Source organism: Cellvibrio zantedeschiae, assembly GCF_014652535.1.
Taxonomy (GTDB): Bacteria; Pseudomonadota; Gammaproteobacteria; order Pseudomonadales; family Cellvibrionaceae; genus Cellvibrio; species Cellvibrio zantedeschiae.
In genome coordinates, this window is sequence record NZ_BMYZ01000002.1 from 94,229 (window position 1) to 116,487 (window position 22,259).

A 22,259-nucleotide genomic window follows, 5' to 3' on the forward strand; every position below is an offset into this window, starting at 1 on the left:
AGCCCGCAATTGCGGGCTTTTTGTTTTGTAGGCAACAGAAAATTATTTCTCTTTCAAGCCTTTGCCAGTGGCTGCCCAATAAATACCACCGTAAACGTGTTCCAAAAATAATGGATCTGAATAATCCGCAGCGGTGTGGCCGAGTGCGGTGTAGAAAGACCGGCCACCATCGTATTGGTGATACCAGGCGATGGGATGGAACTTGCCCATGCCAGATCCTTTCTTAACTTTCCAATCGGTAACTGGATCGTAAGTTTTTTCATTGACGGCCAAAATGTAATTCAAACCTTTAGTGTGTTCTGGGCCAAACTCATACCATTCTTCGGTCCACAACAAACGATCAGGCATGCGTTCAAGCCCGGGAAATTTGCGATCAGTAACTTGCAGTTCTGCTGTTTGGATGGTTGGATGAATATGGAAACTGCGACCCACTAATTTGGTGTACCACTCCCATTGGTATTCAGTATCTGATGCGCTGTGAACACCTACAAAACCCTTGCCGGATTTAATAAAGCGTTCCATAGCTGCCTTTTGCTCAGGGTTGAGAATATCGCCAGTGGTAGATAGGAATACGATGACTTGGAATTTTTCCAAATTTTTGTCATTAAATACCGCAGGGTCTTCTTGCCAATCCACTTTGAAAAAATGTTTATCGGCCAGTTGGCGCATTGCAGCCACACCTTCCAATTGGGATTGGTGGTGGAAACCTTGTGTCATGGTAAAGAGCAGAACGTTAAATTGTTCGGCATAACTGCTTAGGCTCACCATGAGTAAGCAGGCGCATAGCGAGAATTTGGATAGAACTCGTTTCAACATAATCGACCTCGTTATTGATATTTATGGAAAATCAAAACCGTGAATAGACTATAGCAGTCGCGCTCATCGTGAGGATAATTTTTGTAAAGCGGGAGGGGTGAACGAAGACTGAAACGTTTTAAAAACTTTCTTATTTATGTGGAATCATTTCTGGCAAGCTCGGGGCTCGCCAGAAATGCTAAAAGCGTAGCTTATTCGGTAACGACCAAATCACCTGAAATAGAAACGCCGGATTTCAGCATACCAGAATCGCAAGCATAAATTTCTTTACTGGAAACGGCTTTGCCTTTTGCGTTGGATTTAATGTTAATCACCGCCGTTGCGCCTTCTTTTTTTGCCGCTTCACGCAATTCTTTCAGGGCAACAACCAAGGCAGAATGGCAAGCAGTAATTTGTGATTTTAATGAGGCATTGATTTCACGATCAAAGGTGTACTGACCGATGGTTTTGGTAATGTTGCCAGTGGGAACTGCATCGCCAAAATAAAATTTAATATCGTCAGGTAAGCCCAATTTAGCATCGTCTGATGCTAAAGCGTCTGCAATTGAAATATTTTTCAATTCACGCGCTTCAGCTTGAAAAGTAATTGCACACAGGGTTGAGATAAAAACAAATAATAGCTTTTTCATAAACACCTCATAGTTGGTCATCGTTAAATAATACGGCCTAAGCTTACTTCTTCTTCATGGCTTGTTGCAATAACGCACCCATACTGCCCATTGCTGCTGGAGCGGGGTTGTTGCGTTGTGCATTGCGCTGTTGATTTTGCGACTGTGGACGCTCGCCGCCCTTCTTCCCCTCAACCTTTTCGCCGGGGGTGTCATCCAGGCGTAACGAAAGTGCGATACGCTTGCGAGGCACATCAACTTCCATCACTTTTGCCTTCACTATATCGCCAGCTTTCACTGCTTCGCGCGGGTCTTTAATAAAGGTATGGGATAGTGCAGAGATGTGTACCAAACCATCCTGATGCACACCAATATCCACGAAGGCACCAAAGTTGGTGACGTTGGTTACAGTACCTTCAAGTACCATACCGGGAACCAAATCGGTAATTTCGTTAACACCATCCTGGAAGGTTGCGGTTTTAAATTCAGGGCGCGGGTCGCGGCCAGGTTTATCCAATTCTTTAATGATGTCGGTCACTGTAGGCACACCAAATTTTTCATCGGTGTAATCAGCCGCTTTTAAACCACGCAAGAAAGCGGAGTCGCCAATTAATCCTTTTATTTCACGGGTGTGTTTCTCGGCGATTTTTTCAACAATCGAATAAGCTTCGGGGTGTACGCCTGACGCATCCAATGGATTACTGCCACCGGCAACGCGTAGAAAGCCCGCCGCCTGTTCAAAAGTTTTTTCGCCAAAGCGTGGGACTTTCTTTAATGCCGCACGTGATGCAAATGCACCGTTTTGATTGCGGAATTCAACAATATTATTGGCGAGCGTAGTGTTCAAACCCGATACGCGTGCAAGCAATGCTGCCGAGGCGGTATTTACTTCTACCCCAACGGCGTTTACGCAATCCTCAACCACGGCATCCAGCGAGCGAGCTAATTGCGATTGTGATACGTCATGTTGGTATTGACCCACACCAATTGATTTAGGATCAATTTTTACCAATTCTGCGAGCGGATCTTGCAAGCGACGCGCAATCGAAATTGCACCTCTAATGGTCACATCCAAATCCGGAAATTCTTTTGCTGCAAATTCTGATGCCGAATAAACCGATGCGCCGGCCTCACTCACAATCACTGTACTCGCCGTAATATCTTTGTGAGCTTTCAAAACATCCTTCGCAAATTTTTCGGTCTCGCGTGAGGCGGTGCCGTTACCAATGGCAATCAAACCAACGTTATATTTTTTGCAGAGATGAACCAAAATAGCTTCGGATTCTGCAATTTTGTTAAGCGGTGGTGTTGGGTACATTACGGTGTGATCGAGCACTTTGCCGGTTGCATCTACCACCGCGACTTTTACGCCGGTACGCATACCAGGGTCCAACCCGATAGTCGCTTTTTGCCCGGCGGGCGCAGCGAGCAATAAATCTTTTAAGTTGGATGCAAATACTTTAATGGCGCCGTCTTCGGCTTTTTCGCGCAATTCGCTTAACAAATCTGTTTCGAGATGGGTTAATAATTTAACGCGCCATGTCCAGCGTACAACTTCTGCTAACCATGCATCAGCTGCTCGGCCTTTATCCTGAACTTGCCAATGTTCGGCAATCATGGTTTCGCAGGGGTGGCCGATTCGTACTGTTTCATCACCCACTTTAATAGCTAAGGTAAGTGCGCCTTCATTGCGGCCACGGAACATAGCTAAAGCGCGATGTGACGGAACGGATTTGAGCGGTTCATCGTGCTCAAAATAATCGCGGAATTTTTGTACTTCCTGGGAGTTGTCAGTTTCTTTGCCAGCCACAACGCGCGCACTCAAGGTACCTTCCTGGGTTAGGAAATTACGTAATCGCCCAAGCAGCTCTGCGTCTTCGCTGAACTTTTCCATAAGAATATATTTAGCACCATCGAGTGCCGCTTTGGTATCGTCGATTTTGTGCTCGGCATTCAAGTATTTTGCAGCTTCAACTTCTGGGTTAAGTGTTGGATCTGCCATGAGTGCTTCTGCCAAAGGCTCCAAGCCTGCTTCTTTGGCAATTTGGCCTTTGGTGCGGCGTTTGGGTTTGTAGGGCAGGTATAAATCTTCCAGGCGATTTTTGGTGTCTGCCAAATTAATATCGCGCTCCAGCTCAGGAGTAAGTTTTTCCTGCTCGATAATAGATTTTAAAATGCTCGCACGGCGCTCTTCCAGCTCGCGCAGATAACGCAGGCGTTCCTCTAATGTACGCATTTGCCCATCGTCCAATCCACCGGTAACTTCTTTACGGTAGCGGGAAATAAAGGGTACGGTTGCACCTTCATCCAAAAGCGCGACGGCAGCGCTAACTTGTTGTTCCTGAACGGTTAATTCGTCGGCGATGCGTTTGAAAATACTAGGTAGGCTAGCGATGCTGGTCATAAAGCGAACTCGTATTGCGGTAGGGATATTGAGGGGAGCCATTATCCCTAAATTGCTGTGGGCTGCCAGTCTTGCTTTTGCATTTTTTCTGAGGTTGAGTTTTTTATAAAAAGTGAATCCAAATTAGCCGGAGCTGTGTCTTAGTAGTAACTCATTCAATTCCATCACTGTGTGTAAGGGTACCCCTATGAAGATATTACGATTTTCACCTTTTTCGATTTTAGCTTTCGCCGTGCTGTTGTTTTCCGTTGAAGCTGCTGTTGCCGATGAAACCCTTGCTCGCTCTTACGATATAAAAAATGTCTCAGAGGTTGTGGTTGGGGGTGGTGGACGTATTCGCATTACCCAGGGCGATACCGAGACCTTGCGAGTGGAAGCGGAGGCAGATGTGATTAATCGCGTCAGTGTGGATTTAAGTGGAAATAAACTTAGCCTGAATGTGAAAAGAAGCTCAGGAAAAGGCTTTAGCTTGTTTGATTTTTTCTCTCACCAAAATGATGAGGTGCTGTATATATTGCAACTGAAAAACCTCAGCTATCTCGGGTTATCTGGTGCATCGCGTGCGACCTTGAGTGACTGGGTGGGCAAGAATATGGCTGTTAATGTTAGCGGTGCGGGTGAAATTAATTTTGCCAATCTCAGCGTGGATGATTTGTTTGTTGAACTAACCGGCGCAAGCAATGCCCACACACAATCTCTTACTGCAAATAAAATTAAATTCGAACTCTCCGGCGCAGCCAACGCAAATATTAAGGCGCAAAGCCAAACTAAATTCCTGCAAGTTGGTGCGAGTGGTGCGAGTAACTTTCGCGGCAAATTGTTAACTGTCACCCAAGCCGATGTAGGCGCGAGCGGCGCATCAAACATCGAATTAAACGTGACAGAATTTTTAAAAGCTAATGCAAGCGGTGCGTCCAACGTGCGCTATTTGGGGCAGCCAAAACTGCAAAGCGATTCCAGTGGTGCGAGCCATGTAAGTTCAATAAATTAACGCGTGGCGCTACCCAGGTCGAATCTAGTTGATTAAATAAATCGGATGTTAATGTGAGGTACTAGCTTGTTCGTGGTTCGCCACGGCTGCTATAGTTTTAGCGCGGTTTAGCCGCGCTTTATTTTTTTCGGCTTGCGAAGAAATACCACCTCAACTATTTAGGGAATACAGGATGCAATTTCCAATCATTCGAACATGCCAATCATTTGCCGTTGTTGTTCTGCTAGCTGCCTGTGGCGGCGGTGGCGGGAGCGATGGAAGCTCTTCAGGTCCGTTTGGCAGCAATATCTCTGTTAATAACACGGGCAACAATGTTCCCGATGGTACCTTTCGCCCTGCGGTTGCAAATTCGCCATACAGCTCACAGATTGTTAATTGTGTAAAAATCGTTAATGACAATCCGGTTAACGAGTGCAAATTAAGTACATTGCCATTTATTGGCCAAAAAACCAGCTCACCAACCAAAGCCGATATATTGGCGCAAACCGTTGTTTCACATCCCTGGATGGCCACGCGTTTTGAGCAACTGCTCGACCAAATGCCAAAAGATATTTTCTTGCTGTTTCGCGGCGTTACGGCGGTGGTCATAGGTGCAGACATTCGCCCATCGCATTATCGTTCAGATTCCGGTGCCATTTATTTAGATCCAGCAGATTTGTGGCTCAACGCTAGCGAGCGTGCCACTATTTCGAAAGTAGAAGATTTTCGCAGTGGCTTCTCTAATGGTTTGGCCTTCCGCAGTTTGTGGCGCTACGTTCAGGGCAACAAATATGCCTATGAATACTACGACTTGGATGGCCCAATCAGTTCGCGCACCATTGGCGATATTGTGCGCCCTATGGCAGCACTGTTGTTTCACGAATTAGCCCACGCCAATGATTTTATGCCGCCGGCTTATGTTGCGCAGGTTAATCCCCAGGTAACGCCACTCAGCGCAATTGAGGCGTTGGGAAATGCGCGAATTTCCACTGGATTGACAGCACAGAGCCCACTCAATTCGGAGATGCAATTTAGCTTGGCGCGAGTAATGTATCGGGGTGTGACCGCGACCGATGCGCAAAAGAGATTGTCTGCTGAACAAGTGGGGCTTGATTTCGCAATTGATGGCGCAAGCGACTCTTACAATTATTCAAGCCAATATGAAGACGCCGCCATGTTGTTTGAAGAAGTCATGATGAAATACCACTACAACGTTGATCGGGAATTGGCATTTACGGATGCACCACCCGCAACAGGCGCTAGCTGTGCCAACTATGTAGTGCGTTGGGGAGTGAGAAATCGAATTGGTGAGCCTTTAGTGAAATCCCGCGCGCAAATAGTTGTGAACAAATTGCTTGGTGTAAATGACACCGCTGTTTATTTTGCAGCCTTGCCCGCTCCTCGCAGCATGCGGCTTGGTGTAGATTGGTGTAATAATTTGACGGCTGCAAGCCGCGAAGGCAGTATGCAAAAAATGTCGTTTGAGCCAATGCCAGCGCGCGATTTATTGCCAGTTGATTAATGCTCATTTAGATTTTTCTTAAGTGATATGATTTACTACAGCCGCTAGTTAGATAATTAGCGGCTTTTTTTTTAAGTGTCATCTTTATATGTTATAGCTCGTAAAAAACTCCTGTTGCGAAGATTGAATAATGTCACTTGTTAAACAATTAATTTTTATTTCTACAATCCTCTGCACAAGCGGTTGGGGGTTAGCACAAGAGCTTTCGGAAGAGCACGCAATCCAGGAATCATCTGCGGATGATGTGGTAGAAGTCCTGGTGGTGGGTGAACAGCCCGGTCCAAGCTTGTGGAAAGTCTATAAAGATCAGCATGTGCTTTGGGTGATGGGTACAATTTCACCCGTACCCAAAAATATGCAGTGGCATTCAAAACAAGTTGAAAATGTAGTGGCGAGCTCGCAGGAGTTTTTAACCCAACCAGGTGTAAAGGTAGAGGTTGGTTTTTGGAGTAAACTCAGTTTATTGCCTTCACTGGTTGGTATTAAACACAACCCCGATGGCAAAAAACTCGTCGATGTTTTACCTGCAGATCTCTATGCGCGCTGGTCGATATTAAAAGAAAAATATATCGGCAAAGATAATGATATTGAAAAGAATCGCCCGATTTTTGCGGCGACAGAATTATTTAAAAAATCAATTGATAAGTCCGACATGGCTCCGAACGACAGTGTGCGATGGGCGATTGAAAATATTGTTCGCAATAACAAAATCAAAACGACAAAACCCATTGTTGGTCACGAGCTGAAAAATGCACGTGCAACGGTTAAGAAATTTAAAAAATCTTCGTTAGATGATACTGCATGTTTTGCGAGAACGATTGAGCGCCTCGAAACCGATTTAGGGGCAATGCGCACACGCGCCAATGCCTGGGCAAAAGGTGACTTGGATGCCTTGCGTAATTTGCCTTATCACAATGAACGTGAGGATTGTGAATCAGCTGTGCTCAATTCAGAAATTGCCCAAGACCAAGGCGTGCAAAATATTAAGCAGCTGTTAAAAGATGAATGGCTTGCTGCAGCAGAAGTTGCGCTTGCGACTAATGAATCCACCTTCGCCATCTTGCCTATGGCCGAACTCTATAAGTCAGATGGCTATCTGGCTGCCCTTGCCGCTAAAGGATATGTGGTGGAACGGCCTGAATAGCAATTTGAGTCATTGTCTTATTGGACCTAACCTATGATTGGATTGAGCAACTGAACTTGGCCTTAAAAATGAGTTCTCTGGATCTTGTCATTTAACCGGGTCAGATTCTGCGAATAGAATGACATAATATTCCCCCCAATTTTTATGGCGCTATCGATGAAACACCTTTCTTTTCTGCACCTTACTTCGCGCCATCCATCGGCAATTCTCTTACTGGTCCAGCTGACGGGAATGCTGCTGTATCCTTTCCTTGAAGGAACTCAGGCGGGGCTTGTTGCCTTCAACGCCTTTGGAGTGACGGTGCTAACGCTCACCACGCGAATGGTGCGGCGCACCCCGGGACTAACCTGGATTAGCGGCAGCCTTGCAATGGCCATTATCGTGTTGTTAGTGCTGCAAACTTTTTTTTCGATGACTGAGTTGCTGCCCTGGAGCTCTGGTCTGGAAGCGATTTTTTATTTCTATGCTGCAGGCAGTTTGATTGCCTACATGATGGAAGACCTGCGTGCTACAACCGACGAACTGTTTGCCGCCGGCGCGACCTTTACCTTGCTGGCCTGGGGCTTTACCCACTTGTTCATGCTGATTCAAATACTTGAGCCGGGCACTTATGCCGCCGCCGTTAATCCGCAGGACATGCGCACCTGGACCGAGCTTAACTATCTTAGCTTTGCGCTGCTATCGAGTACCGGGATTGGAGATGTTATACCGCTGACCCCACACGCGCGTGCGGTGGCCAGCGTCGAAATGTTTGTTGGCTTGCTCTATCTGGCTGGCGTAGTTGCCCGCTTGATCGGCCTGACGCAATTGCATCATGGCGACACACCTAAGTCATAATGTGCTCGCCCCATGGTCGGATAAGTCAAACCAAAACTGATTTATCCAATGACTCATTGATCAAACAAATTTTTGTTATGCATTGCCACCAATATCAAAATGTTGCCTTTACAGCAGCGCTGAAAATACGTGGTGCACCGGGCCAAACTTCAAACCGACTAAACGTGTGCTCGTAGTAAGTTTCGTTAAATAAATTCTCAACCGAAAAGCGAAGTTGAACATGGGTGTTAATGCTGTAGTTGGCAAAAGCATCTACTCTCCAATAATCCGGCCGTTTGAATGAAGCTGCGGTATCATCCGTACGTTCATCCATATAATTGATGGCTGTATCTACATTTAGCGAATCGCCAATCTGATAATCCCTTGCGAGTGACCAAGCCGCCTAAAGGCGGCTATAACGGAGAAGTTAAAAGGAAACTTTCACACTGGCGCTGGCATTTCGCGGTGCGCCGTAAAAGGATTGTGACCAGTACAAACTGGTAAGGTATTTTTCGTCGGTGACGTTATTGAGGTTGAGCGCCAGTTTAATGTGATTGCTCACCGCATAAGTGATGTAGGCGGAACCTACTCCGTAAGCCTCTTGTTTGATGGCACCGGTGTGAATGTCATCTTGCCAGCGCCAGCTTGCGCCAATTTCCAACGCAGCAGTGGGTGTGTATCGAGCACCGAAATTAAACGTTTTACCCGGCACAAACGTACGCACCTGATTACCATGACCATCGTCCAGATCTACCTTGGTGAAACCCGCAAGCAGATGCCAGTGATCAGTTATTTTTCCTGAGGCCTCTAATTCGTAGCCTTCAGACACAACGTCAATTCCTTTTGAGTAATCCACATTGTGCTCGTCGTTATGACCCGCAAACTCGGCGTAATTACTTTGGTCTGCCTTGAATACGGCAAAGGATGTGAGCAGCTGCTCGTCAAACCATTGTGACTTCACGCCCAGCTCATAACTTTTACCTTGGGCAGCGCCCAAAGGTTTGAGCTGTTCATTTATGTCGGCTTGAGGTTCAAAAATATCGCTATAGCTGCCGTAAAGCTTAATGTTGCTGGCAAGCTGATAGTTCACACCGAAGTATGGGCTGGTTTGTTGCTCATCTTTAGCCATGGAGTCGCCAAAGTTGAAACCGCGGGTGCTGTTATCAATGCTGTTTGCACCCAAAACGAAGTCAAGACGGTCAGTGGCACGGAGGTGAGTGATGATATAAAGGCGACGCAGATCATCATTCCAATCACCTGCAACTTGCGCCGGACCAAAATCAGGGCGGGCAATTTCGCGACCGCTCCAACCCGGGAAAGCTGGCAGTGCACCCCAAGCCGGATCGTCGCTTGGTGCATGGTATTCCAGGTATCCACTGTCAGCTTTTGAACCGCTGAAGCCAATTAAAATATCCTGACTGCGTCCGCCGAATTCAAAACTGCCAGACAGGGTTACATCCAGCAGGTCGCGTTTGGATTCGTTGAAATATTTACCTGGCCAACCAAAAAGTCCCAAGCCTGTGTCTTTGTCAGGTTCTCCGTATACATAAAATAGTTCAGAGGGTTCTTCGTATTCGCTGTGGGTATAAACGGTTTTAAATTCCCATCCACCGCCCAGTTTATGGGTGTACTCCACAAAACCGGTTTTGTTAGATGTATCGTAAAAAGCCCAAGGCATGCTGGTAGTAGTTGAAGTCGGGTAATTGGTTTGTTCACCATTGGTATACAACAGTGGTAAAGCTCCCCAAAGGGGCGATTGTGCTTTGTTGGTTTGATCGGTGTAGCCAAAGGTGATGGTGCTACTTTCACCTAGTTGGCCGTCCACGACTCCGTAAAAAATATCCCTGTTGGTGCTGTATAGCTTCAGATAAGAATCTGCATCCTGACTTGCAATTACAATACGACCGGCCCAGGTACCTGAATCGGTGAAGGGAGCTGAGACATCAAGCTCCCCACGCTGCTTGCCCCAAGCTCCTAACGTAAATTCGGTACTAGCCTTAAACTCGTTGGTCGGGCGTTTGCGAATATAGTTAATAGTGCCGGAAGGATTGCCTGTACCAGTCAACAAGCCGTTAGCACCGCGAATCACTTCTATCTTTTCATAAACAGCCGTATCCAGCGCACCCACCACGTTCCAGTTAAATGGCATACCAATACCATCCACTTGCATGCTTTTAATATCGAACCCGCGCGAGTTGTAGTACGTACGGTCGGTTTCCGTTTCATCGACGTTTACACCCGTAATGAACTTGAGCGCGTGGTTTACGTCGTCCAATCCAAACCCTTCGATGAACGCCTGATCCATTACCGTTACTGATTGCGGCGTCTCGTAAAGCGACATGGCCAACCCGGTAGCACCCTTGCTGACGCGGTTATCCCGCAGGCCGACAATATAAACTTCCTCAATCTCACTTCCTGCACCAGACCCCTGATCATTAAGGATTTCCTCAGTACCATAAGACCATTGGGTGGCCATAGCTACGGCAAGAGCGAGGATAGATTTTGCGGCTGGACGAGACATGAGAACTCCGGGTTGGGTAGAGGCTAGGTTGCGCAAATATAAACCCAAAAAGCTCATTGTCAATAATAATTCTCATTTGCATTAGAGAATGAATCCGGTAAACTGCTGTCAATTGTCCCTTGGAGCAAAGCTCATGCGCGCACTTTTGACCTTGCTGCACCGTTGGTTTGGCCTGTTTATCGCGGTGTTTTTGGCGATTGCTGGCGCAACCGGGGCTCTTATCGCTTGGGATCACGAGCTGGATGCGATGCTCAGCCCCAAGTTTTATCACGCGGTTGATGTGAGCCAAGGCAAGGTTCAACCCATGACCAGCCTGCAATTGGCCGATAAACTGGAGTCCGAGCACCCGGAGCTGAAAGTCAGCTTTATGGGCACAGCTATAGAACCCGGCGAAGCTCACAACTTGTTTGTAGTGCCCACCAATGGTGTTGAAGGTTCCTTGGGTTACAACCAAGTGGCGATGAATCCTTACACCGGTGAAATCCAGGCGAAACGGCAATGGGGCGAGCCGGTTCTCGCTGCAGACCACCTGATGCCGTTTATCTACAAGCTGCATTATTCGTTACACATACCTTCGGTTGGTGGCACGGATCTGGGCATGCTGCTGATGGGGATCATCGGAATAGTCTGGTTTCTGGATTGTTTTATCGCACTGAGCATTTCCTTTCCTTCGCTAGCACAATGGCGTAAATCCTTTGCCTTTCGCTGGCGCGCCAGCAATCACAAACTCACCTTCGACTTACACAGGTCTGGGGGTGTGTGGGTGTGGGGCTTATTGTTAGTCATGGCGATAACATCTATCTCCATGAATTTGGGGCATCAGGTGATGCGCCCCTTGGTAAACGCTCTATCGCCCATAACCCCCACGCCTTTTGAAACTCAAGCCCTGAGCGAAGCCAAAAGTCCCACCTTGAATCGAGAGGCCGTTACACGACTAGCTGAAGCAGAAGCTCTTAAGTTAGGTATCAATAAGCCCTTGGGTGGGCTGTTTTACGGTTCCCAACAAAATATTTACCAGGTCATGTTTTATCAGCCAGGCTATGCCCACGGCGATTGGGGCTTGGGCAACCCCAGCCTGTATTTTGATGGCGCATCCGGCAAATTGTTGGGCACAGAAATACCGGGTGAAGGCAGCGCTGGCGACATATTCGTACAGCTGCAATTTCCTTTGCATTCAGGCCGCATTCTGGGCGTTGGTGGCCGCGTGTTAGTGACTCTCCTGGGGTTGATGGTCACCACTTTATCGGTGACCGGAATTATTATTTGGGCTCGCAAACGCCTTGCCCGCAAAACTATTATGTTGAGAGGAGCAATGGGGGCTGAGTTAGTCAATGGCTAAAAAATCAAATTAGAGCCTACCATTTGTTTTTCGCGTCAGTAAAAAATTACAGTGGAGATTTATATGAAAGGTATTTTGGGAAAAGTATTGGCAGGTATTGCGCTATTCAGCATCTTAAACAGCTTGGCATTTGCTGAAACATATAAAGAATTTGGCAAGCGCACAACCTACTTTTATGCGGATGCAAATCAAGAAAGTTTCTCCAATCTCCAAGATTCCGCAGCGGCCTATGAACAGGATTTGAAAAAAGCGCGTAACAATGCTTATGCATTGATGAGCATAATGATCGCAACAATTGCCGAGAAAAATTAAATTTTTTTATCCTCGTGTCGCAGTAACACTTCGTCAATCATTCACTCTGCGGGCACGCTGCGCATCATGAATCCCCAACCGCCAAAATTTTCAGTCAGTTGCAAAAGAATTTCATTTTCGCCTTTATTTAAATCAAGGTAGATAGCATCGTTGTAGCCGACTAAACCGTAAAACGAAGGCTCGCGTGAGCGGAAGCTGGCTTGCCCTGAATAAACCGCACGTCTGTTATGGAAAATGATCACGTCATCACTGTAACCAAACTCCAGTTTAATGCGCTTTTGCTTGTCGGATTTCAAAACCGTTTTTGCATAAACTACACTGGGTTTATCTTTTACAAGCGGTAGGTAGCGCGATATGTTCGCGAGTCCCGATGGTTCAAGCTCGATTTGGGTCCATTCGATATTTTTTGCATCAAGGAATGACAAGTTTTTTATGCCCGGGTCATCGGCAGGAAAGGCTTTGGATATTTTCCAGCTTGGCAATCCGCTAATGATTGTTGGGGCAGGAGGTATTTCCGGGAAATTTAAATCAGATGTTTTCTTCATACGAAAATTTGCCAGATAAGTTCCTTTTCCTCCATCGCTAATTAAGATTCTTCCGGGCCCTGGCTTACCTTTTAATGTGGGAGTTACCAGTATGGGGGAGCTCATGTCGTTGAGAAACGCGCGCGCTTTAGAATCCTTGACTTCAATACGTAGTGTCAGCCATTGATTGGAGGCTATAGTCGGGCTAGCCGTAAATCCCTCACCATAATATAGCTGCCAGCCTGTTTGATCATTAAAATCCGGGGCATATTGAGCAGCATCGTGGCGGCCTGAGTTATGTGGGCGCAGATAAATGTTTTCTCCGTTGCCTGCGCCGTCTTCGCGAAAAATTATACCTGGAAAGCCGCGTGAGCCATCAGTCTTTAGCTCCATTTCAATAATGCCATTCTCAAAGGTTTGCCCGGTTAATACAGCAACACCGCTGATAGCCTGACGTCCATCAATGTTTACTATTTTCGCTTTTTCAAGATTCCAGGAATCTTTGGTAAATGGAATGAAATTTTCATCCAATGAAGTTCCAGCCTGAGCAGTTAGTGTAACCAGACACAAAAACACTAACTTAATATTTCTTAACGTCATCGTTCTTCTCCCTTGCTAAAGATGAGTAGTATCTTACTCAAAGCCGACCCCTTAAACTTTCACCTTTTTCCCAAAGGCTTGCACTGGCATCCCAATCGGATGTTAGGGTTTGCACAAATTGATTTACTGCCATGACTAACAGCGAAATATTATTTGTTAATCGAAAGTTGCCTCATGTTGATGTCAACATTCTTAAAGGTAATGAGCCCACTCCTTTTGTTGCTCGCAAGTATGATAAAGGGACGCATATTGCAGAGTGTATTCATCAGCATCCAGAGGCCGAAGTGTGTTTTATGCCTTGGGATTCGGGAATTATGTTGATGGACGGAATGGAGCAATCGTTTTGCCCAGGCGATATGTTTTTAATTCCTGGTAATACTTACCATCACCCTGTCTTCAATACTTCAGGCAACAAGGGGTTGGTAGTCGTATATTTTTCCTCAGGGTTTATTGATCAAATTCCCCCTGCATGGTTTGATTTGAAAGCCGTATTAGCATCGCGTGGAGCTGCGATAAAACTTGAGGGGAATCTGGACGCTGCTCGGCTGATATTAAAATTGGAGCGTTTACTCCAATCTGCAGAGGAGGGAAGGGATATATTGTGTCAGGGAATTTTTTTACAATTAATGTCGCATTTTGCATTAGAGCTTAGGTTGCAATACCCTCACTTAAATCAAAAAAAGAACACCTTAATTAAAAAGTTTTCCAAAACCCTGGATTATATTCATGCGAATTTATCGTCTGATATAGATCTGCCTGAACTGTACCGGCGTGCGGGGCTTTCACGCTCCAGGTTTTGTGAACAATTCAAAGAATGCTTCGGAGTTTCAGCAGCTCAATACATCCAGACGGCACGTCTTGAGAAATCAAAATACTTGCTGGTTTCGACTCGCTTGTTAGTCAATGAGATCGCCTATGCGTGCGGCTACAATTGGCCAAGTTTCTTCAACCGTGTTTTCAAAAAAAGTACAGGTGTTTCACCCTCGGAGTTTCGCCAAAACGAGAAAAGTCTGGGTGAGAATATAAAAATCCAGGAATTCATCGGCAGCTAGTCAAATATCCCTTTAACCGGGTAGAAGTTGAGTCTGATCGATATCGCTGAATGCCTTTGAATCTCCTGTACCGGATCAGACCTTCAACAAGCTCAAAATCCTATCTCAGATAACCCCGGTAATACCCGCATAGGGTGGCCAGACGGCCAAATTATCTGCATTTGCCCCTGCAACAAAAAATTATTGTTCAACTATTGTACTTTATTGTTTTGGTGTTATAGTTATGTATAACAGCATTTCAGTGGCATTGTTGCCCAGGTGGGAGAATTCAGATGAAAGCCTTAGTTGTTGCCTTAGCTTGGTTATTTTCTGTTGTGGCTTATGCCAAGGACGGATGCAGTCTCGAGTTTGAGGGCGGTTTACACATCACTAAAGACGCACTTTCGTTCACTGAAGGCGACAAAACCCGCTTCACCATTTTGAACAATCAGCAATTGCTGGTTAATGGTCGAGCCGTGGCGCTCGATGAAAAGCAACAGTTGTTAGTGAAGCAATACGCCAACGACATTCGCGCGCTAGTGCCTGAGGTGCGTGTGTTGACCCTGGAGGGCGTCGATCTCGCGGCGCAGGCTATGGATTTGGCCTTTCAAGAGCTATTGGAACCGGGAGATCAAACCCGTCAGCAAGTGAATGCAGAATTTGCGTTGCTAAAACGGGATGTTGAAAAGGGCTTTTCTGACGGCAGGGCAATAAATATTAATCAGAAAGGTTTTAAAGACAGGGATTTTTTGGGAATGGATTTTGAGTCTCGCATTAGCAAGATTGTAGAAACATCAACAAAGGATTTGAGTTGGAGTGCAGTGAAAAATTTTCTGTCATCGCTATTTTCAGATGACAACCCAAAAGGTGATTTTGAAACGCGTATGAAAAAGTTTGGCGAGCGTATGGATCGCGAAATGAAAGGCAGATCTGAAAAGCTGAGCCAGCGTAGCGATAAGATTTGCGTATCGGTTATAGCTCTGGATCGCAAAGAAGAAGAGATGAGAAAGTCCATTAAAGAAATCGATTCTTTCAATTTAATCAAGTTAAAAAGTGTTCCATCAAAGTCGATTTAATTCTGTACAACTCTGTAGAAAACTTACGCAATAGGTAATGGAAATGTTAGATTCGGATGCTGTTTTGGTTGAACGTACCTTGAAGTTAAATGATCAGCAAGCTTTTGCGCGATTAATGTTGCGTCATCAGTTAGTGGTGCGTAGCCTGTTAGCGCGCTGCTGCCGCAATGATCGACACGCGGTTGATGACCTGGTTCAGGAAACTTTTTTACGCGCTTATTTATCCTTGTCCAGCTTTAGGAGTGAGGCAAAATTTTCAACCTGGCTGTATCGCATAGCGTTCAATTTGGTTGCCGATAAATTTAGACGTAAATCGCTTGATTATTGCGATCTCGATTCCATTCAGGGTATTGCTGATAACTGCAAGCTCTTAAGTCAAAGTGATTTGCGTGGTGACTTGGTGAAGGCGTTGGATAAAATTAGCGAGCAGCAAAAAATTGCGGTGCGTTTATGTTTGGAAGAAGGCTATACCCACGCTGATGCAGCCGAAGCCATGAATTTGCCATTGGGAACGGTAAAGTCCCATGTGTCGCGCGGTCGCGCGCAATTACAACAGTTATTAGTGCACTGGGGCGAGGTCGCGTAAGTGAACTCATCAAGTGTACTTTTATCGTTCATTTATTTTCCAGAAGGTAATTTATGACCCACTCGTGGAATGACGATCAACCCATTTATCGCCAGCTGCGCGAGCGCATAGTCAGCTTGATGTTGACTGGCGTATTCAAGGAGGGTGACCCATTGCCCTCAGTCAGGCAGGTAGCAAGCGATTATCAAATTAATCATTTAACGGTAAGCAAGGCTTATCAGGAGCTGGTGGATATGCAATTAGTTGAAGCTCGGCGCGGTATGGGAATGTATGTGATGCCTGGTGCTCAAGAAAAATTACATGGAGTGGAAAAAGAAAAGTTTCTCACCACTGAATTACCGGCACTACTTGCGCGTATAAAAAGTTTGGGTATTAGCACAGAGGAACTTTGTGCCGCAATCCTTAAGTCTGACGGGGAAAAATAAATGAGCGCGATTATTCATGCTAAAGGAATTCACAAAGCATACGGAAAAAAAATTGCGTTAAACAATGTTGATTTGCAAATTCCTGCGGGTCGAATTGTAGGTTTAATCGGCCCTAATGGTGCTGGTAAAACAACGCTGCTTAAAGGCATTTTGGGATTGGCTACAGTCGAGGGCGATTTACGTGTGTTGGATCTAAACCCTTTTACTGAACGCGTAAAGCTTCTGGAAGAGGTTTCTTTCATTGCCGATACAGCAATTTTGCCGCGCTGGTTAAGGGTAAGTGAAGCGCTTGATTATATTGAAGGCGTACACCCTAAATTTAGCCGTGAAAAAGCTATGGGTTTTCTCAGCAAAACGAATATAGCTCTAACAAATAAAGTGAAAGACCTTTCCAAAGGAATGGTTACCCAGCTGCACCTTGCGTTAATTATGGCGATAGATAGCAAATTGCTCGTGTTGGATGAGCCGACCCTGGGGTTGGATATTATTTATCGCAAGCAATTTTACGAGGCGTTGCTTAACGATTATTACGATGCGGAGAAGACTGTCATCATCACTACCCATCAGGTGGAAGAAATTGAAGGCATTCTCACTGATTTACTATTCATTAACGATGGAAAGATTTTGCTGGAAACATCCATGGAAACATTGCCAGAAAAATTTTTCGAGTTACATGTGGATGCTAACAACAAAGATGCTGCCTTGGCATTAAAGCCGATACATTCCAGGGCAACTCTGGGTGGTTTTGTTATGGTATTTGAAAATGTAGATGCGACGCTGTTAGAGCCCTTAGGGAAGCTGACCACGCCAAGCGTAGCTGATTTATTCGTTGCAAAAATGCAACCTGTAAAAACTTTGTAATGGGGATTGATATGAGTTTATATAAAACACAAATCAAAAGAGAGCTTTGGGAAAACAAAGTCAGCTTTGTTTATACCCCTGCAATTGTTTCATTGTTAATTGTGTTATTGGTAGCTTGTGCTGCGTTTTATTCAGGCGGCAAGATCGATAACAACGGAGTCGGGTTCCATTACTCATCCAGCAACTCATCGGACGATTTTGGTATCCATGTTCCAAATCAGGATACAGCTGTTATTAAATCTTCAGATAACCAAGGAGCTGATGATCTCAAAAAAGAGCATCAACAACATGTCTCAATGGCTGCGATTATGAAGGATACCTCCGTATTTAACGGAATGGTGACGGGAATCATGTATTCAAATTGCGCCATGTTGTATCTGGTTTTTGCTGTGGTACTTGCTGCTTACGCCTTGCGGTGTTTGTTTGATGACAGGAAAAATAAAGATATTTTATTTTGGCGTTCCATGCCGGTTAGCGAGACGACTAACGTACTGGCTAAATTGATCATGATATTTTTAATTGCACCTGTAACCATGCTGGCGTTGAATTACATTGTTACCGTGATTGTTTTTATTTGCGGAGTAATTTATTTGGGCTTGCACGGCGTTGCAATGGGTGGATTGGTCTCGTCCGTTATTGAAGGCGGTGCTTACTACATTCCTTTGCAGATCTTTTATGAACTTATTTTTAGTTTGCTCATGCTGTTACCTGTTATCGGCTTTGCATTATTTTCGTCAGCCTTTGCAAAGAAAACCCCCATTTTTATTTTTGTAAGCCCTTTGCTCCTCTGCTTGGCGGACAAAATTATGAACTCCTTGTTTGGTATTAACTTGGGTGTTGTGAAACTTTTCTTGGAATACGGCCAGGCAATTGCTCTCACGAGAGATGCATTTTTGCTTCAACATAGTTTTACATTTACGCAAGCCATGATCTTGCCCTTGTTTATCTGCGTAACTATAGGTGCTTTGTTTATCGCTGGAGCTATATGGTTGCGCAATAATCGTTACGAAATTTAATTGAATCTATATAGGGAAACCAATGAAACGTTTATTAATATTGCTTCCATGCTTTTTGTTGTCGGCCTGTGTGTATCACCAACACACCAAAGATCATCGCAAAGGCACGGAAATTAGCTCTCAACAACTCGCGTCTGTTGAGGTAGGAAAAACAAGCAAGCAGTGGGTGCTTACAAATTTTGGAATTCCTGAGCGCACGCAGGTTGAAAAAGATGGCTTGGAAGTTTTTGAATATGTTAACGAGCATACAAAATCATCCAATAAATCTTTCATTTTCTTGTTTGATATAGATTCTGACCAAACAGTTGATCGTAAGGTGACGCGGCTGGTGATGCGTGACGAAGTGGTAGTAGGAATAAACACCAAAGATTAGTATTAACAACTTGCAGGTGAATATGATGAGTGACGAACGTAAATTTCGCGATCTGAAAAAATCGTCTGTTGATGTAAAAGTAGCAGGTGTTTGCGGCGGCTTTGGTGAATATACGCCACTACCTTCGTGGATGTGGCGAGTGATTTTCCTTGTATCGCTTTTTATTGGCGGCTTAGGGTTAATTACCTATATTATTTTATGGATATGTATGCCCTCGGCACATACACCTCCGCGCCAGGAGCGTGTCATTAACCCGCAGTAGATGAGGTCGCTATACCAAAGCCCCAAGGGAAACCGCGGGGCTTTTTATTTTGTTGCTGTGCACAAAAGAATATTTGCATGTCTGTAGCACAAGCGATAAATTCTCTGCGCTGCTAAAACTATCCAAAAGGAATCTTTAATGAAAATAAGTAAATTGCATTGGTTAAGTGCCCTAGCTCTTTCCGGAGCCTTATTAACAGCGTGCCAGCATGAGCCTGCCAAGAAAGCTGTTCCAACAGTGAGTCCCGCTGCCGCGGCTATTAACAATGCGGTTATCCAGAAGAGCCCAAATGATGACCGCACCTACGCCGCAGTAGTCTTAGCTAACAATTTGCAAGTGGTATTGGTATCTGACCCCGGGTTGGTCAATTCTGCCGCTTCTTTGGCTGTTGGCGTGGGCAGCGCCCAAGATCCGCAAGAACATCAGGGTTTAGCGCACTACTTGGAGCATATGCTTTTTTTAGGCACCAAAAAATTCCCTGAGCCTGATGGCTTTATGAAATTTACGCAAGCTAATGGTGGTATGACTAATGCGTTTACAGCATTTGATAAAACAAATTTCTTATTCCAGGTAAATTCCAATAAATTTGATGAGGCTTTAGATAGATTCAGCGATTATTTCAAATCGCCGACTTTTGATCCGCACTACTCTGATAAGGAACGTGCAGCGGTGAACAATGAGTGGTCTATGCAAAAGCAGCAAGATGGCTGGATTATGAATCGTGTGGATGCAATAACCGGTAACCCGCAAAGCCCGCGCGCTAAATTCAATATAGGTAATTTAGAAACTTTGGTAGATGCGCCAAATTCAAAATTGAATGAGGCTATGAAGAATTTTTATCAACAGTACTATTCATCCAATATTATGCGCTTGACTTTGGTAGGTAAACAATCAATTCCAGAGTTAAAAATGCTCGCCGAAAAATACTTTGCGGATATCCCCAATAAAAACGTGGTGAGACCAGAAGTCACCATTCCCGGGTTAACGGATGCGGAAAAATCGAAAAATATTTATTACAAACCCAATAAAGATTTTAAAGCGCTTTATGTTGATTTTCCGGTTAAGTCCAATAAAGATCAATGGCGATTAAAGCCCAACGAATATGTACGCAATTTGTTGACGACGGAAGAAGCAGGCACCCTGTGTGAGCAACTGCGTAAAAAAGGTTTAGCTGTAAATACTACTGCTTACTTTGCATCTGAGGCCTATGGCGCAGATGGATACATGCGTGTTCAGGTTGAGCTGAGTGATCTTGGTCTTAAACATCAGGACGAAGTTATAGCGGCTATTTTCTCTTATATCGACTTGGTAAAGCGTGAAGGCTTAAACGAAAACTATTTCCGTGAGCTACAAGCTATGCGTTCAAAAGATTTTTTGAATGCAGGAAAGCCAAATCCGTTGCAGCAAGCTGTTCAATTAACCACTTTGCAATTTGATATTCCGGTTGAAAATTTGCTCAACGCAGGTTTTGTTTATGAGCGCTACGATGAAAAAGCAATTAAAGATGTGTTGGATCAGTTGGATACGCAAAAAGTGCGCATCTGGCATGTAAGCCAGCAAGAAAAAGTGAGCAAGCCTATCAGTTATTTTGATGGCAATTATGATATTCAAAATATACCGCCGGAAAAATATGCCCAGCTGGCTGTACTCGCTAAAAAATACACGTTTAATTTGCCACCATTAAATAATTTGTTTACTGACAAGCCTGCGCCTATTGTAGAAAGCAAATATCTTAGGCCGCACGAGGTCGTTAGTTCTGCTGGAATAGAAGCATTTTTGCAGCATGCTGAATTTTATCGCGAGGATAAGGGCCAAATATCCCTGGAAATCAATTCAGGCTTAGGTATTAAAAACGCAAAAAATGTTGTGCTGGCGAGCCTACTAAGTGAAATCTATAAAAAGCAAAACACGTCTTTAATGGATCGCGCGCATAATGCCTCTCTCGGAATTTTTCTTTCCACCGGTGGGCCTGGTTCACAATCTATTTACGTGTCTGGTTACACCACCAAGCACAGCGTACTGATTGAAGAGTTGTTAAAGAATTTTGCGAAGCTTGAGTTTGTTCAGTCAGAATTTGATGAGGCTTTGGTGAGTTATAAGCAAGGCTTGGCTAACAAAGACAAAGATCATGTATATCGCCAGTTGTTCGGGCATTTAGGGCGGCTTACCAACAAAGTGCAATGGCGTGACAGTGAATATTTAGCTGCGGCAGAAAAAATAACCTTGAAGGATGTAATTGCCTATTATAACGGCGTTAAGCGTGATCCTTTAATTCGTATTTTAGCTGTAGGCAACTACAGCGAGGAAGCAGTCAAGCAAATGGCTGCTTCGGCCACTAAAATTTTGCCCGGTAAACGTTTGCCGAAGGATCGCATAATTTCGCAATACACAACGCCCTCTAGTGGTAAAGTTATTGAGTTGAAGGAGTCGGTAAATTTAGCTGATAACGGCCTTATGCTAGGTTGGTTCCGCGATAAAAAGTCCGATGATGAGCAGGCTCAATTAGTTATTCTTAATGCATTTTTGGATAAAGCTTTTTTTGCACAGTTACGTACGCAGGATCAATTAGGCTATGTAGTACAAAGCATGCCTTACGCCGTTGATGAAGTGCCGGGCTATGTGATGATGGTGCAAAGTTCAAATACAGATCTTGTTAAAATTAAAGCGCGCATTGATAAATTCCGCCAGGACTATTTGGCTGAATTAAAAGCAATTGACCCAGCGGCGATTGAGGCTACCAAAAAAGCCACTATCGAGAATATCATGCAAAAGCCCACCGATTTTTATAAAGAGGCGGGCCTGTACGTGGGCGAGTTCTGGCACGCTAAATATGCATTTGATGCGCGTGACCGTCATTTAACGGCGCTTAAGATGGTGACCAAAGAGGATTTAATTAAAATCTACGAAGATATGCTCATGAATGATAAAAGTTCCGGTATTTTGTTGCAAACTCGTGGCACCAATTTTAAAGATTCACCTTTTGTAGCCACAACACCTTAACTTGAGCAGTTTTATCGCTATAATTAAGCACTGCGTTAGTTGCAGTGCTTTTT

21 protein-coding genes are annotated in these 22,259 nt (G+C 44.8%); 15 read left to right on the forward strand and 6 right to left on the reverse strand.

Annotated features, from left to right (window positions below):
- Nucleotides 1-42: 42 nt before the first annotated feature.
- From IE104_RS11215 to IE104_RS11225, 3 genes are all read right to left on the reverse strand, one after another.
- On the reverse strand, nt 43-816 hold the full coding sequence (locus tag IE104_RS11215) for a ThuA domain-containing protein (protein ID WP_189418594.1): 774 nt from the start codon (nt 814-816) through the stop codon (nt 43-45).
- A 191-nt stretch (nt 817-1,007) separates the two neighbouring features.
- The gene (locus IE104_RS11220; protein ID WP_189418595.1) at nt 1,008-1,445 is read right to left on the reverse strand and encodes a hypothetical protein; all 438 of its coding nucleotides are present in this window, start codon (nt 1,443-1,445) and stop codon (nt 1,008-1,010) included.
- A 43-nt stretch (nt 1,446-1,488) separates the two neighbouring features.
- Nucleotides 1,489-3,828 (reverse strand): Tex family protein, encoded by a 2,340-nt coding sequence (locus IE104_RS11225; protein WP_229837852.1) that lies wholly within the window; start codon nt 3,826-3,828, stop codon nt 1,489-1,491.
- Between the two features lie 187 nt (nt 3,829-4,015).
- On the opposite strand from IE104_RS11225, the gene IE104_RS11230 reads away from it, so the two are divergent.
- From IE104_RS11230 to IE104_RS11245, 4 genes are all read left to right on the forward strand, one after another.
- A complete protein-coding gene (locus IE104_RS11230) occupies nt 4,016-4,819 on the forward strand; it encodes a GIN domain-containing protein (RefSeq protein WP_189418596.1) in 804 nt (267 codons plus the stop codon).
- A gap of 172 nt (nt 4,820-4,991) precedes the next feature.
- Complete coding sequence (locus tag IE104_RS11235) at nt 4,992-6,320, forward strand: hypothetical protein (protein WP_189418597.1); 1,329 nt, start codon at nt 4,992-4,994, stop codon at nt 6,318-6,320.
- A gap of 130 nt (nt 6,321-6,450) precedes the next feature.
- Nucleotides 6,451-7,464: a TraB/GumN family protein gene (locus IE104_RS11240; RefSeq protein WP_189418598.1), complete on the forward strand. Its 1,014-nt coding sequence runs from the start codon at nt 6,451-6,453 to the stop codon at nt 7,462-7,464.
- A 156-nt stretch (nt 7,465-7,620) separates the two neighbouring features.
- Complete coding sequence (locus tag IE104_RS11245) at nt 7,621-8,301, forward strand: ion channel (RefSeq protein ID WP_189418600.1); 681 nt, start codon at nt 7,621-7,623, stop codon at nt 8,299-8,301.
- A 94-nt stretch (nt 8,302-8,395) separates the two neighbouring features.
- Here IE104_RS11245 and IE104_RS11250 read toward each other — a convergent pair whose 3' ends face one another.
- Nucleotides 8,396-8,653: a TonB-dependent receptor domain-containing protein gene (locus tag IE104_RS11250; RefSeq protein ID WP_268247524.1), complete on the reverse strand. Its 258-nt coding sequence runs from the start codon at nt 8,651-8,653 to the stop codon at nt 8,396-8,398.
- Nucleotides 8,654-8,707: 54 nt separating this feature from the next.
- Nucleotides 8,708-10,801 (reverse strand): TonB-dependent siderophore receptor, encoded by a 2,094-nt coding sequence (locus IE104_RS11255; RefSeq protein WP_189418604.1) that lies wholly within the window; start codon nt 10,799-10,801, stop codon nt 8,708-8,710.
- 133 nt (nt 10,802-10,934) lie between these two features.
- Here IE104_RS11255 and IE104_RS11260 point away from each other — a divergent pair, with 133 nt between their 5' ends.
- Together IE104_RS11260 and IE104_RS11265 are read left to right on the forward strand one after the other, a co-directional pair.
- Nucleotides 10,935-12,140, forward strand: coding sequence for a PepSY-associated TM helix domain-containing protein (locus tag IE104_RS11260; RefSeq protein ID WP_189418606.1), 1,206 nt, complete (start codon nt 10,935-10,937; stop codon nt 12,138-12,140).
- A gap of 63 nt (nt 12,141-12,203) precedes the next feature.
- Entirely contained in the window at nt 12,204-12,452 is a 249-nt protein-coding gene (locus IE104_RS11265; protein WP_189418608.1) for a hypothetical protein, read from the forward strand.
- Nucleotides 12,453-12,493: 41 nt separating this feature from the next.
- Here IE104_RS11265 and IE104_RS11270 read toward each other — a convergent pair whose 3' ends face one another.
- On the reverse strand, nt 12,494-13,576 hold the full coding sequence (locus tag IE104_RS11270) for a LamG domain-containing protein (RefSeq protein WP_189418610.1): 1,083 nt from the start codon (nt 13,574-13,576) through the stop codon (nt 12,494-12,496).
- Between the two features lie 131 nt (nt 13,577-13,707).
- Between IE104_RS11270 and IE104_RS11275 the strand changes: the two genes are divergently transcribed.
- The 9 genes from IE104_RS11275 to IE104_RS11315 all read left to right on the forward strand — a co-directional run bounded on the left by IE104_RS11275 (nt 13,708) and on the right by IE104_RS11315 (nt 22,206).
- Nucleotides 13,708-14,628 carry an AraC family transcriptional regulator gene (locus IE104_RS11275; protein ID WP_189418612.1) on the forward strand — a complete coding sequence of 307 codons (921 nt, stop codon included), beginning with the start codon at nt 13,708-13,710 and terminating at the stop codon, nt 14,626-14,628.
- A 272-nt stretch (nt 14,629-14,900) separates the two neighbouring features.
- A complete protein-coding gene (locus tag IE104_RS11280; protein ID WP_189418613.1) occupies nt 14,901-15,683 on the forward strand; it encodes a DUF2884 family protein in 783 nt (260 codons plus the stop codon).
- Nucleotides 15,684-15,726: 43 nt separating this feature from the next.
- Complete coding sequence (locus IE104_RS11285) at nt 15,727-16,269, forward strand: RNA polymerase sigma factor (RefSeq protein ID WP_189418615.1); 543 nt, start codon at nt 15,727-15,729, stop codon at nt 16,267-16,269.
- Between the two features lie 53 nt (nt 16,270-16,322).
- Nucleotides 16,323-16,694, forward strand: coding sequence for a GntR family transcriptional regulator (locus IE104_RS11290; RefSeq protein WP_189418617.1), 372 nt, complete (start codon nt 16,323-16,325; stop codon nt 16,692-16,694).
- On the forward strand, nt 16,695-17,555 hold the full coding sequence (locus IE104_RS11295; protein WP_189418619.1) for an ABC transporter ATP-binding protein: 861 nt from the start codon (nt 16,695-16,697) through the stop codon (nt 17,553-17,555). It abuts the gene before it with no gap.
- A gap of 11 nt (nt 17,556-17,566) precedes the next feature.
- A complete protein-coding gene (locus IE104_RS11300; protein WP_189418621.1) occupies nt 17,567-18,571 on the forward strand; it encodes a hypothetical protein in 1,005 nt (334 codons plus the stop codon).
- A gap of 22 nt (nt 18,572-18,593) precedes the next feature.
- Complete coding sequence (locus IE104_RS11305) at nt 18,594-18,944, forward strand: hypothetical protein (protein ID WP_189418623.1); 351 nt, start codon at nt 18,594-18,596, stop codon at nt 18,942-18,944.
- 25 nt (nt 18,945-18,969) lie between these two features.
- Complete coding sequence (locus IE104_RS11310) at nt 18,970-19,206, forward strand: PspC domain-containing protein (RefSeq protein WP_189418624.1); 237 nt, start codon at nt 18,970-18,972, stop codon at nt 19,204-19,206.
- Between the two features lie 138 nt (nt 19,207-19,344).
- Nucleotides 19,345-22,206, forward strand: coding sequence for an insulinase family protein (locus IE104_RS11315; RefSeq protein ID WP_189418626.1), 2,862 nt, complete (start codon nt 19,345-19,347; stop codon nt 22,204-22,206).
- Nucleotides 22,207-22,259: the final 53 nt, after the last annotated feature.

Coding starts and splice junctions, on each gene's coding strand:
- IE104_RS11290 (WP_189418617.1), top strand. CDS start 16,323: ATGACCCACTCGTGGAATGACGATCAACCCATTTATCGCCAGCTGCGC.
- IE104_RS11235 (WP_189418597.1), top strand. CDS start 4,992: ATGCAATTTCCAATCATTCGAACATGCCAATCATTTGCCGTTGTTGTT.
- IE104_RS11260 (WP_189418606.1), top strand. CDS start 10,935: ATGCGCGCACTTTTGACCTTGCTGCACCGTTGGTTTGGCCTGTTTATC.
- IE104_RS11275 (WP_189418612.1), top strand. CDS start 13,708: ATGACTAACAGCGAAATATTATTTGTTAATCGAAAGTTGCCTCATGTT.
- IE104_RS11220 (WP_189418595.1), bottom strand. CDS start 1,445: ATGAAAAAGCTATTATTTGTTTTTATCTCAACCCTGTGTGCAATTACT.
- IE104_RS11255 (WP_189418604.1), bottom strand. CDS start 10,801: ATGTCTCGTCCAGCCGCAAAATCTATCCTCGCTCTTGCCGTAGCTATG.
- IE104_RS11295 (WP_189418619.1), top strand. CDS start 16,695: ATGAGCGCGATTATTCATGCTAAAGGAATTCACAAAGCATACGGAAAA.
- IE104_RS11270 (WP_189418610.1), bottom strand. CDS start 13,576: ATGACGTTAAGAAATATTAAGTTAGTGTTTTTGTGTCTGGTTACACTA.
- IE104_RS11285 (WP_189418615.1), top strand. CDS start 15,727: ATGTTAGATTCGGATGCTGTTTTGGTTGAACGTACCTTGAAGTTAAAT.
- IE104_RS11305 (WP_189418623.1), top strand. CDS start 18,594: ATGAAACGTTTATTAATATTGCTTCCATGCTTTTTGTTGTCGGCCTGT.
- IE104_RS11300 (WP_189418621.1), top strand. CDS start 17,567: ATGAGTTTATATAAAACACAAATCAAAAGAGAGCTTTGGGAAAACAAA.
- IE104_RS11240 (WP_189418598.1), top strand. CDS start 6,451: ATGTCACTTGTTAAACAATTAATTTTTATTTCTACAATCCTCTGCACA.
- IE104_RS11245 (WP_189418600.1), top strand. CDS start 7,621: ATGAAACACCTTTCTTTTCTGCACCTTACTTCGCGCCATCCATCGGCA.
- IE104_RS11265 (WP_189418608.1), top strand. CDS start 12,204: ATGAAAGGTATTTTGGGAAAAGTATTGGCAGGTATTGCGCTATTCAGC.
- IE104_RS11215 (WP_189418594.1), bottom strand. CDS start 816: ATGTTGAAACGAGTTCTATCCAAATTCTCGCTATGCGCCTGCTTACTC.
- IE104_RS11230 (WP_189418596.1), top strand. CDS start 4,016: ATGAAGATATTACGATTTTCACCTTTTTCGATTTTAGCTTTCGCCGTG.
- IE104_RS11310 (WP_189418624.1), top strand. CDS start 18,970: ATGAGTGACGAACGTAAATTTCGCGATCTGAAAAAATCGTCTGTTGAT.
- IE104_RS11315 (WP_189418626.1), top strand. CDS start 19,345: ATGAAAATAAGTAAATTGCATTGGTTAAGTGCCCTAGCTCTTTCCGGA.
- IE104_RS11280 (WP_189418613.1), top strand. CDS start 14,901: ATGAAAGCCTTAGTTGTTGCCTTAGCTTGGTTATTTTCTGTTGTGGCT.
- IE104_RS11225 (WP_229837852.1), bottom strand. CDS start 3,828: ATGACCAGCATCGCTAGCCTACCTAGTATTTTCAAACGCATCGCCGAC.